This window comes from Phenylobacterium sp. (assembly GCF_044372605.1).
GTDB lineage: Bacteria > Pseudomonadota > Alphaproteobacteria > Caulobacterales > Caulobacteraceae > Phenylobacterium.
Window position 1 is genome coordinate 1 of the sequence record NZ_JBILRO010000094.1, and the last position, 11273, is coordinate 11273.

Annotated in this window: 12 protein-coding genes and 1 pseudogene; 7 read left to right on the forward strand and 6 right to left on the reverse strand. The window is 64.6% G+C overall.

Annotated elements, in window-relative coordinates:
• Window positions 1–350, reverse strand: a 350-nt coding sequence (locus tag ACIQ42_RS09475; RefSeq protein ID WP_397421955.1) for an MATE family efflux transporter, incomplete at its 3' end; no start/stop codon positions are given.
• 63 nt (window positions 351–413) lie between these two features.
• A complete protein-coding gene (locus tag ACIQ42_RS09480; RefSeq protein WP_397421956.1) occupies window positions 414–1127 on the reverse strand; it encodes a PepSY domain-containing protein in 714 nt (237 codons plus the stop codon).
• 329 nt (window positions 1128–1456) lie between these two features.
• Here ACIQ42_RS09480 and ACIQ42_RS09485 point away from each other — a divergent pair.
• Window positions 1457–1633, forward strand: a pseudogene (locus ACIQ42_RS09485) (copper resistance protein B); the annotation flags it as partial.
• Here the strand turns inward: ACIQ42_RS09485 and ACIQ42_RS09490 are convergent.
• Entirely contained in the window at window positions 1630–1842 is a 213-nt protein-coding gene (locus ACIQ42_RS09490; protein WP_397421957.1) for a hypothetical protein, read from the reverse strand. The pseudogene ACIQ42_RS09485 and the gene ACIQ42_RS09490 sit on opposite strands and share 4 nt — an antisense overlap.
• Before the next feature lie 191 nt (window positions 1843–2033).
• On the opposite strand from ACIQ42_RS09490, the gene ACIQ42_RS09495 reads away from it, so the two are divergent.
• From ACIQ42_RS09495 to ACIQ42_RS09510, 4 genes are all read left to right on the forward strand, one after another.
• Window positions 2034–3668: a M28 family peptidase gene (locus ACIQ42_RS09495; protein WP_397421958.1), complete on the forward strand. Its 1635-nt coding sequence runs from the start codon at window positions 2034–2036 to the stop codon at window positions 3666–3668.
• A 121-nt stretch (window positions 3669–3789) separates the two neighbouring features.
• Window positions 3790–4830: a hypothetical protein gene (locus ACIQ42_RS09500; RefSeq protein WP_397421959.1), complete on the forward strand. Its 1041-nt coding sequence runs from the start codon at window positions 3790–3792 to the stop codon at window positions 4828–4830.
• 1 nt (window position 4831) lies between these two features.
• The gene (locus ACIQ42_RS09505; RefSeq protein WP_397421960.1) at window positions 4832–6652 is read left to right on the forward strand and encodes a flavin-containing monooxygenase; all 1821 of its coding nucleotides are present in this window, start codon (window positions 4832–4834) and stop codon (window positions 6650–6652) included.
• A 279-nt stretch (window positions 6653–6931) separates the two neighbouring features.
• The gene (locus ACIQ42_RS09510; RefSeq protein ID WP_397421961.1) at window positions 6932–7357 is read left to right on the forward strand and encodes a hypothetical protein; all 426 of its coding nucleotides are present in this window, start codon (window positions 6932–6934) and stop codon (window positions 7355–7357) included.
• Here the strand turns inward: ACIQ42_RS09510 and ACIQ42_RS09515 are convergent.
• Window positions 7345–7728, reverse strand: a complete 384-nt coding sequence (locus tag ACIQ42_RS09515; RefSeq protein ID WP_397421962.1) for an EthD domain-containing protein — start codon at window positions 7726–7728, stop codon at window positions 7345–7347. The genes ACIQ42_RS09510 and ACIQ42_RS09515 overlap by 13 nt on opposite strands.
• 48 nt (window positions 7729–7776) lie before the next feature.
• Entirely contained in the window at window positions 7777–8388 is a 612-nt protein-coding gene (locus ACIQ42_RS09520; RefSeq protein ID WP_397421963.1) for a PEPxxWA-CTERM sorting domain-containing protein, read from the reverse strand.
• A 212-nt stretch (window positions 8389–8600) separates the two neighbouring features.
• On the opposite strand from ACIQ42_RS09520, the gene ACIQ42_RS09525 reads away from it, so the two are divergent.
• Both ACIQ42_RS09525 and ACIQ42_RS09530 read left to right on the forward strand, forming a co-directional pair.
• Window positions 8601–9725, forward strand: a complete 1125-nt coding sequence (locus tag ACIQ42_RS09525) for a helix-turn-helix transcriptional regulator (RefSeq protein ID WP_397421964.1) — start codon at window positions 8601–8603, stop codon at window positions 9723–9725.
• A 116-nt stretch (window positions 9726–9841) separates the two neighbouring features.
• Entirely contained in the window at window positions 9842–10267 is a 426-nt protein-coding gene (locus tag ACIQ42_RS09530) for a response regulator (RefSeq protein ID WP_397421965.1), read from the forward strand.
• A 5-nt stretch (window positions 10268–10272) separates the two neighbouring features.
• Here the strand turns inward: ACIQ42_RS09530 and dctA are convergent.
• Window positions 10273–11273, reverse strand: a 1001-nt coding sequence (dctA, locus tag ACIQ42_RS09535) for a C4-dicarboxylate transporter DctA (protein ID WP_397421966.1), incomplete at its 5' end; no start/stop codon positions are given.

An 11273-nucleotide genomic window follows, 5' to 3' on the forward strand; every position in this document is an offset into this window, starting at 1 on the left:
AAGGTGATGGCGTTACCTGTCAGCTTCTTGACCACGCTGCGGTCGCCGTGGCCCAGCGCCTGGCCGATGGCGATCCCCGCCGCCGAGCCTACGCCCATGACGCTACCGGTCAGCATCCACATGAAGAGATTGGCGTTGACCACGGCGGTCAGCGCATCCGGCCCCAGCACATGGCTGACCCAAACCGCCCCCCAGCTTCCCGAGAGCGACATCAGGGTGTTGGTAGCCAGCAAGGGCATGCCGAACCGGATCAGCGTGGGCGCGACCGGCCCGTCCAGGAACCGACGCTCATCCACCTGGGATCGCGCCGGCGCCGGGGTCGTCTCGATTGCTGAGTCTTCAAGGGCCATGGGTGAAACTGGAAATCCGACTCAGCGATGAAGCCTCACCATAGCGTTGCCCCGCCCGACGCCCTAACGGGGTTGTCGACGCGCGAGGGCGGTTTTCAGGTCACGACCCAACCGGATCCAAAGCAGGATCAGCCCGGTGATCACCACGGGCAGGGTAAGGGCCGCAGCGGATATGACCACCGGGTTGTTGAAGTTGTCGCCGGTCTTGAAGTCCAGAATATGGATGCGCCAGAAGAAATCGTAGAAGCGCCAGACGTCGGATCGTCGGCTCACCACCTCGCCGGTCTCGGACGACAGGTAGAAACTGGTCTTCTCGGCATCATCAAAGTCCACACGCCAGAGCGGTCCAGGCAGGCCCGCCTCCTGCGGCGCCACGGCGAACCACTGCGGCTCAGCCGGCTGTCCGCGGCCCTGGTACTGAACGCCGGCCAGCAGCCGCGCCTCCGATTTTGCAAGCGGCGCCACGTGCCGGCCGGTTATGGCGTCAACCACATGGACCGCGCCGCCGGCATCCTTCAGTCGCCATTGCGGGCCGCGCAGGGTGGACCTAACCGTCGCCTCGACCGGTTCGATACCCAGGCCCCGGGCGACATCCTGATAGCTCACGAGCCCGGACATCGGCAGGGCCGCCGGCTGAAACTGCGCGACATGGTGTTCGCCACGCACCCGCTCGATGGGGATGGCCGTCATCACCAGTCCGCCGACCACCCAGCCCAGCACCTGAAGGCCGACAACCAGCGCCAGCCATTTGTGGATTTGCGTGGACAAGCGCCCCATAACCAAACTCCCGAACCGCTCTTGTCGGCTCTGTCACCGTCACCGACTGTCTTTAGCCCCTAGGTCCGAGGTGTCCCTGCCAAAAACCACCTCGTTGGGCCGCCGCAACCTGCTGCAGGGGTCTGCATCCCTCGGCGGCGATGCCTTTGCGGCGTCTCTCCCACCGGCCTGGGCCCGCAGCCAGACACCCGGCCTCATGACCCCCAGGCCCTGACCGGCGAAGTTGTCGCCCTGACCATCGGCCACGCTCCTCTGACAATCGGCGGCCGCGCTGCTCATGCCATTGGCGTCAACGCCACGGTCCCCGGGCCGCTGATCCGGCAGGAACAGGCCTACCGGACATCGAGGCCGGTCTCAGGCTGCGCTATGCCGTGACCCCGGAGTTCCCGCCCTACATCGGGGTCAATCGCACGCGCGCTTTTGGAGGAACCGCCAATGCCGCCCGGCAGGCGGGCGAGCACGTTCGCAAAACCCGCCCTGTGTTCGGTCTGTGCGCCCGGTTCTAACGGCGACGCGAGCCGAGCCTAAGCGCCAGAGCCGCCCCAACGGCGACGCCCACGGTCAGGCCGATGGCGCCCATTGTCAGAGCCTCGGCGGCCATTGCCGCGCGCGCGCGTTTACGGGCCGCACGCGCCAGCGACACCAGCTTCGCAGGGCCAGCCGCGTCTTCCTGATAACCTTCGTAGACATCGTAGTAGCCGGGTTTTCCAGCCATCTTGTTTGCTCTGTTGATCGTTTCCATCGATACCCCGGCACGGACGCACGCCCGTATGATCTTATCGCCAAGCTGAACGCGCCAGATGGCGGATCGATGGCAGTTTCAGCCTGACACACAAGATATTAAAGCACGGTCGACGGCCTTATAGGAACGATATGACATATCATCGACCAGTCCTGATCGCACTCATGTCCGCTTTGTTTGCAGGAACAGCGCTGGCTCAGTCAGCGTCGGCCATATCCGCCCAGCGGTTGTCCGACATCACCCGCGAACTGGCGTCGGACCCCTATGCCGGGCGCGCGCCGGGCGGCCCGGGCGAGCAGAAGACCATCGACTTCATCGTGGGTCAGTTCAAGGCGCTCGGCCTGAAGCCCGCTGGCGACAATGGCAGTTGGACGCAGTCCGTCCCGCTCAGGCGCTATCAGACAAAGCCTGGCGGCGACTACGCGATCTCGGTCCGCGGCCAGATCACGCCGCTCAGGGAACAGACCGACCTTCGGATCGAAACGCAGCAACCGGTCGACCAGGTGGTCATCAAGGCCGCGCCACTGGTCTTCGTGGGCTATGGCGTCAGCGCGCCTGAGCGCAACTGGGACGACTTCAAGGGCGTCGATGTCCGCGGCAAGATGCTGCTGGTCCTGATCAACGACCCTGACTTCGAGGCTGCCGCAGATGAACCCGTCGCCGGCAAGTTCGGCGGCCGCGCCGCCACCTTCTATGGCCGCTGGGTCTACAAGTACGAGGAGGCCGTGCGCCGCGGCGCGCTGGGGATGCTGATCGTCCACGAGACGGCCGGCGCCGCCTACGGCTGGAGCACCGTCATCGCGGGCAACAACGAGACCTATGACGTCGTCAGAACCAATCCCGCTGCCGAGAAGTTGAAACTCCAGGGCTGGATCCAGCGAGACCAGGCCGTCGAACTGTTCCGCAAGGCCGGGCTGGACTTCGAGGCCGAGAAAGCGCACGCACGCTCGGCTGCGTTCCGACCTGTCGAGCTCAAGGAGGCCAGCTTTTCAGCAGACTACCGCAATGAGTTCACCACGCTGGAGAGCCGCAATGTCGTGGCCGCCCTGCCCGGCGCACGGCGACCTGACGAGACCATCCTCTATGCCGCTCACTGGGACGGGTTTGGCGTAGGCGCGCCAGATGCGAACGGCGCCGTCATCCGGCCCGGCGCTGTCGACGACGCGGTGGGCGTGGCCGGGGTGATCGAGACGGCCCGGGCCTTTGCCGCCGGCCCCCGCCCCGACCGCACCATCCTGTTCGCCGCCTGGACCGCCGAGGAGCGCGGCCTGCTGGGCAGCGAGTTCTATGCCCAGCGCAACGAGCCAGCCCTGGCGAAAATGGTAGCCAACTACACCTTCGATGTCCTGCAAACGTCCGGACCTTCCCGCGATCTGGTGCTGGTGGGCGCCGGGCAGAACGAACTTGAACCAGAGGTCGCCGTCATCGCCGCGCGCTATGGCCGCACCATCACGCCGGATCCGAAGCCCGAACGCGCCCTGTTCTACCGGGCCGACCATTTTTCCCTGGCCAAGCGGGGCGTGCCGGTGATGCTGTTCATGGGCTTGGGCGGCGGCGCGGATCTGGTCAACGGCGGTCGCGCGGCCGGCGACCGCTGGGTCGAGGACTACACCGCCCGGTGTTACCACCAGACCTGCGACCGTTGGGAGCCCACCCAGAACTATCAGGGCGCAGCCGACGACGTGAACCTCGCCTTCGAGGCCGGCCGCGCCCTGGCCAACTCAACCCGCTGGCCTGACTGGAACCCAAGCTCGGAGTTCAAGCCGATCCGCGCGAAATCAGCGGCCGCGCGGCGCTAGAGAAAAGAGGTCATCCCGGCGGCGGAGCGTCCAACTTTCGTTTTTCGGCATCTTGCAGGCTTGGCATTCCGCGGCGTCACGAGCCCATCGTTCCGCCACAACGGCTGGCGGAGGAACGCGCATGGCGAAAATGGCTGAAGGCTTCAAGACGAGGCTCGCGCCCGAGGACGAGTATCCGCACGATCCGGGAGAAGCCAAAAACTACAATGAAAGCATGTACTTCAACGTCTTTGACCCGGTGAAGAAGACCGGCGGTTGGTTCCGGATCGGCAATCGGCCGAATGAGAACTATGCCGAGATCAGCGTCTGCCTCTACCTGCCCGATGGCCGGGTGGCGTTCACGTTCGGGCGGCCGGCCATCGAGGGCAACCGCGAAATGGCGGCGGGTGGCCTGAAGATCGAGGTGGTCGAGCCCTTCAAACGCCTGAAGGTGAGTTTCTCGGGCAAGGCGCTTCTGCTGGCGCGGCCGCATGAAATGGCGGACCCGAAGAAGGCCTATCGCGAAAATCCCAGCGTGCCGTGCACGGTCGAGCTGGACTACGAAGGCGTATCGCCGATGTACGGCGGAGAAACGGTCAAGGCCGACGGGTCGCCCCTGGACATCGACCCGGAAAAGTCCTTCGCCAAGGCTCACTACGAACAGCACTGCGCGGCGAAAGGCGTCGTGACCGTAGGCGACGAGCGGTTCGAGATCTCCGGATATGGGTTGCGGGACAAGTCCTGGGGACCACGGCACTGGCAGGCGATCGACTGGTACCGCTGGTGTCCGATGAATTTCGGCCGGGACTTCGGGATGATGCTGTCGGTGATCGGAGACGGCAAGGGCGGGGCCAGGCAAGGCGGCATGGTGTTCCGTGACGGTATCTACGACCTGATCGAGGAATGCGTGATCGACACCGATTGGGACGCCAATGACTACCAGACGGCGTTGCGGGCCAAGGTGAAGACCGTGGCCGGCAAGAGCTATGAGGTGACCGGCAAGGTCGTTTCCCTGATCCCGCTCCGAAACCGGCGCAAGACGCCGGACGGCCAGGAACTGCAGACCCGGATCACCGAAGGCATGACCGAGTACCGTTGCGGCGACCTGGTGGGCTACGGCCTGAGCGAATACCTGGATCAGATCGTGGATGGCGCACCCAGCGGCCGGACAGCCGGGTACTAGGATGGACGAAAGCCCCGTGAACAACCCCGGATTCGACCCGGACGCGCTGCGCGAAAAGTATCGGCAGGAGCGGGAGAAGCGGCTCAGGGCCGACGGCGAGGCGCAGTATGTGGAACTGTCCGGCCGCTTTGCGCGGTACGCGGAGGACGATCCCTACGCCGACCCCGGCTTCAGCCGCGCGCCACTGACCGACGAGGTCGAGGTGGCGATCATCGGGGGCGGGTTCTCGGGCCTTCTGGCCGCGGCGCGGCTGCGGGAACAGGGAATCGATGACTTCCGCATTATCGAGGCTGGGGCAGACTTCGGGGGCACCTGGTACTGGAACCGATATCCGGGCGCTCAGTGCGACATCGAGAGCTATTGCTACCTGCCGCTGCTGGAGGAGCTGGGATACATCCCGAAGGAGAAATACGCCTACGTCGGCGAGATCTTCGAACACTCCCAGCGGATCGGGCGAGCCTACGGCCTCTACGACGTCGCCTGTTTCCAGACCCGCGTGAGCGCGCTCGCCTGGGATGAGGGTCTCAAGCGCTGGCGCATCCGCACCAATCGCGGCGACGACATGAAGGCGCGGTTCGTCATCATGGCGCTGGGGACGGCAAGCCGGGCCAAGCTGCCGGGCATCCCCGGGCTCGAGGACTTCGAGGGTCACAGCTTTCACACGAGCCGCTGGGACTACGACTACACGGGCGGCGACACCACCGGCGGGCTGACGAAACTGGCCGACAAGCGCGTTGCCGTGATCGGCACCGGCGCCACGGCGATCCAGTGTGTGCCTTTTGTCGGCCGGCACGCCCGGCAACTCTACGTCTTCCAGCGCACCCCCTCCTCAGTGGACCTTCGGGGTAACAAGCCGACCGACGAAGCCTGGTCCAGGTCCCTTGAGCCGGGTTGGCAGGCGGCGCGGCGACGCAACTTCGCCGACATCGTCGAGGGCAAGCCATTCACGGAAGACCTGGTCAACGACGGATGGACCGACATCTTCCGCAGCCTGGCCGCTGGCATTCGGGCCGCGATCGCGCGGGGTGAAAAGCTGTCGCCCCAGGAGGCCGCGCGACAGGCCGAACTGGGCGATTTCATGAAAATGAACCGGATTCGCGCCCGGGTAGACGAGACGGTGACCGATCCGGCCGCCGCAGAGGCCCTGAAGCCCTGGTATCGCCAGTTCTGCAAGCGCCCCACCTTCAACGACGAGTTCCTGCCCACCTTCAACCGGCCGAACGTCACCCTTGTGGATGTGAGCGCCGCCAAGGGCGTCGGGCGCATCACCCGGACCGGCGTGGTGGCCAATGGCGTCGAGTATCCCGTCGATTGCATCATCTACGCATCGGGCTTCGAGATCTCCACGGCGTTCAGGCGGCGGATCGGGTTCGAGATCAACGGGCGGGACGGGCTGTCGCTCTACGACTACTACAAGGACGGCTTCCGCACGCTGCACGGCCACTCCAGCCGCAACTTCCCCAACTGGTTCTACATCGGCGTCGGGCAGAACGGACTGAGCGTAAATATGACCGCCATGTTCGACGATCAGGCGAGGCACATCGCCTACATCATCGCCGAGGCGCGGAAACGCGGGGCCGTCACGGTTGAGCCGACCGCGGAGGCCGAGGAAGCCTGGGTTGAGACGATCCGCTCGGTCGCGATCCTCAACCGCGACTTCCAGAACGCCTGCACGCCCGGCTACTACAACAACGAGGGCGGCGAGCGCTCGGGAGGCCTGAACGGCCAGACCTACACGCCGGGTATAAACAAGTTCAACGCCTTGCTCGCGGAGTGGCGCGCGACAGGGGATCTGGCCGGGCTGGAGCTGCAGGGACCCTAGGGTCTGCCTTCAATTTACAGTCAACATTTTCAACAACATCCGCTCATCCCGGCGAATGCCGGGAACCAGATCTCAAGGCTGGGAGGCTGACTGGAATCGCTGCGCGAACATGGAGCCCGCCCCGACGCCATTCCATCTGGGTCCCGGCATTCGCCGGGATGAGCGGTATTGAGGACGGACCCTAGACGCGAAACGCCCGCCGGGGTTTGCCTGACACACCCGTTCAGCCAGGGTTCACGCAGGCAGTCGTTACCTGAAGCCTCGGACCCAGGAGGCCCCATGCGCAAGTTTCTGACCACCGCCCTCGCCGCCGCAATGCTGGCCGGCCCGATACTCGCCGCCGCGACCCCCGCATCGGCTGACCGCTACCGGGACCACGGCTATCGTCATCACCGCAAGGACTCCGACAAGGCCGCCATAGCGGTAGCCGCCGGAATTGCGGGCCTGGCGCTGGGCGCCGCGCTGTCCAGCAGGAGCAATGGACGCCCCACCTACAGCAGCGGCTATTCCACCCGCAGCTACCCCTACAGCAACGGCTACGACTACGACCCGCGCGACGACAGCTATGGCGGCGACGACTATGGCCGTGGCTATGGCTACAACGACAGCTACCGCCGCGCCCCGGCCGTATGCATCACAACCGAGCGGGTCTACGACCGCTACTCCGGCCGCCGCGTCACGGTCGAACGCCGCTATGCCTGCTGATCGGTCCCGACCACCACCCGCTCCTGCCCCCACCACAACGGCGACTTCGGCAGGTCGATGAACCGCCGCTCGTCCTCGAGCAGCAAAGCGGCCGCCGCTCGGGCTTCCGGGCGTCGGCCGTTTTCGGCCAGGACTTCAAGGCTGTCGAACCAGAGTTCAGCGACACCGTCATAGTCTTCCGGCGCCGACCGGCTGGCGCGCAGGCCTGCACTGGCCTCGGCCGGCAGGCTGTGCAGCTGCACATAGCGCCGGATTTTCAGCTCATCGGCGACGCTGGCCACCAGAGGCCCATGCGTATCGAACCAGTAGGCCTGAAACGCCTCGCGGCTCAGGTGCGGCAATCGCACCAGGCAGAACGTGAGCTTGATCATGGGCGGGCGGTCCTCCTCGAAGCCTGAGGCTAGACCGCCGCCGCCACGTCAGGCCAGAGCGCGGCGGCGAGAGCGGATGGCCGAACCGGCAGCGCCGAAGCCGAGGATCATCATTGCCCAGGTGGCGGGTTCGGGCACGGCTCCTGAGCTTGGATCACCAAATGATATGGACGCAATGCCATTTCCCGATCGCGCATCGAACAAGCCGCTGGCCAGCGTCTGATTAGCGGCGTTGTAGATTGTGTAGTTGTAAAAATTTCGAGAAACGCAACAGCTGGTTCTGGCATAGAGAGTAAGACTTGCGAGGGACGATGTGCGACCAAGCGTGATCTCAAGCATCTGGTCAGCCGCGCTGCTGCCTGAATGCCAGATGTTTGGTCCGAAGGCCTGACTCAGATCACCGTCGATGGCTCCGCCGGGGCCGGTACCGAAGCCTGAGCTTGTCGCGATAGCGCTCCCGCCATTTGACGCAGCGGCCACATTTTCGAGGGTACCGAGCTCGATCGCCACCACTTCAGCGATCTGCATCCAGTCGGGTACCGCGCTGGTGAAGGTTATTCGTGTCGCGTCGATCACGGTAGCCGCTGTTGACGGCATGGCCGTGAAGATAGCCGCAGCGGCTAATCCCCCGGAGAGTAAAGACTTGAAAGTGAAGGCCATGGCCCGATCCCATCGAACATGTTGAACAGGCCCTGAGCATCCCCGAGCGCCCCGATCTACGCATCACCCGATCGGATGATGCGTCCCAGGCGAAGCGGGCTCGCCCCTGAGGCGAAGTCTTGTCATCCAAATGGATGATGCCGCCCCTTCGATGACCTGACATCTTGACGGGCGAACGAGGGTCGCTTCCTCATGAGGAAGCGAGGGCGGGAATGAACGCGATCTCCGATCCGGAAGCGGATCTGATCCAGCAGATCTACGCGGCGGCCTATGATCCCGCCAAATGGGTCGAGGTCATGGAACGGCTGTCCGACGCCGTCGGCGGCCTTCGCGGCTGCCTGACGCGGATCGACATGAGCGACGGTTCAGGCGTCGACGCCATCCTGATGCGCTCCGATCCGGCCTGGGTGGATGCCTATGCCAGGCATTTCGGATCAGTCAATGTTTTCAAGAGCTCGGTCAGTCCTGCCGATCTTCGCGCGCCCGTGAAGCCAGTCGCCACTGATGAAGATTGCCTCTCGCGCGAAGACTATGCGAGGTCTGAGTACTACAACGATTTCATGCGTCCACAGGACGTCGACCGCTCGCTCTTCATCAGGCTAGGTCTGTCCGGCACTGTGGCCAGCACCATCAATATCGGTCGCCGCACCGGCGAGGCGTTCGATCAGTCAGACCTGGATTTCGCAGCCCGCCTGCAACCGCATCTTGTGCGCGCCTACGAAGTCAGCCGCCAGATCGCCCAACCTCTCGGCGTTATTCACACCCTGACGGAAGCTCTGCAGTACTCGCCGCACGCCCTGTTCCTGGTGGAGGCCGACTGCGCGCTCACCTACGCCAATCGTGTGGGCGAAAAACTGCTCGAACGAGATCGCGGTCTGATGGTGTTACGAGGTCGACTGAAACCGCGCCATTCGGACTCAGCGCGGAGATTTGAGGCCATGATCGGCCAGGCCGCGCGGCGCGACGGCGCCCGACTTGGAGCGACGCTCAGCGTGCCGCGCGAAGGTGCGCGGATACCTTTGGCGGTGCGCACAACACCGTTGCCCCTGGAAGACGGCCCAATCTTCCGCGCCATGGCCCCTGTCCTGGTGTCGGTCACGGATCTGGAGTCCGATGTCTCCACGCCCACACACGAACTCAAGGACCTCTTCGGCCTCACCGCCGCCGAGGTGAAGCTGGCCGCCGCCGTGTTTGAGGGCCTGAGCCTGCCGGAAGCCGCCGAACGGTTCGGCATCAGCATCAACACCGTGCGTTTCCAACTGGCTCGCATCTTCGACAAAACCGGCGTCTCGCGGCAAGCTGAGCTTGTAAAGCTGATGATGAGGCTGGCCAGCTGAAGCCCCCTGGCGGCTAACGCTGATTAAACATTCCTGTCAGCTTGGCCTTAAGTTGCCATCTCTTACCAACGAAGTCAGTCGGCCGCATTCCCCGCGCACCGCACCGGAGCCAGACCGTGACAGATCGTCCGGACGCTGATGGCAGGCCACTGAAGGTTCTGCATGTCGATGACGACCACATGAACCTGCGCGTGGTGCAAGAGATCGTGGGCGCTTTCGGCCACCTGGGGGTCATGGCGAACTCGGGCGAGGAAGCTCTGGAACGCCTGTCGACCGAAGCCTTCGACATCATGCTGATCGACATTCACATGCCGGTTATGACGGGCATCGACGTCGTGCGGTTCCTGCGGGCCTCGGGCGGCCTCCAGTGGGACATCCCAGTCGTCGCCCTCACCGCAGACGTCTATTCGCGCCGCCCAGCCGAGTACCTGGCCCTCGGCTTCAATGACTTTGTCTCAAAGCCGATCCTGGTGGCCGATCTGATGGCGGCGATCAAGCGTTGCGTCATGACGCAGCCGCAGACGCTGCGCCGGGTGGGCTAAGGGCCTCAGTCGGCGTCCGTCTCCACAGGCTGCGCCGCCAGTGGCCCGGAATGGCCGTCCAGCGCCGCCGCCAGTTTCTCGCGATCCAGCTGCCCCTCCCAGCGGGCCACCACCAACGTCGCCACGGCATTGCCGATGAAGTTGGTGACCGCCCGGCACTCGCTCATGAACCGGTCGACCCCCAGGATCAGCGCCATGCCGGCCAACGGCACCGTGGGCACCACCTGCAGGGTCGCCGCCAGGGTGATGAACCCGGCGCCCGTGACACCCGCCGCGCCCTTGGAGCTCAGCATCGCCACCGCCAGCAGCAGCAGTTGCTGTTCCAGCGAAAGTTCGATGCCCAGCGCCTGGGCGATGAACATCGCCGCGAGCGTCATGTAGATGTTGGTGCCGTCCAGATTGAAACTGTAACCGGTGGGCACCACCAGCCCGACCACCGACTTCTCCGCCCCGGCCCGCTCCATCTTTTCCAGCAACGACGGAAGCGCTGATTCCGATGAACTGGTGCCCAGCACCAGCAACAGCTCTTCCTTGAGGTAGCGCAGCAGTTTCAGGATTGAAAAACCGTTGAGGGCCGCAATGGCGCCCAGCACCACCAGCACGAACAGGAGGGAGGTGGCGTAGAAGGTCCCCACCAGTGCGGCCAGGCTGACGATCGAGGCGATCCCGTACTTGCCGACCGTAAAGGCGAAGGCCCCGAAGGCGCCGATGGGGGCCGCCCGCATGAAGATCGCCACCAGCTTGAAGAAGGCCTCCGCCGTAGCGTTCAGCACATTCAATACGGGCGCGGCCCTGTCGCCCATCATGGTCATGGCGATACCGAAAGGGATCGCAAAGAACAGTACCTGCAGGATGTTGCCGTCGACAAACGCCCCCACCACCGAGGTCGGGATCACGTCCATCAGGAATCCCACCACCGACATGTCATGGGATTTGGCGGCATATCCCTTGACCGCCTCCGCATCGAGCGTGGCCGGGTCGATGTTCATGCCGGCGCCGGGCTGGA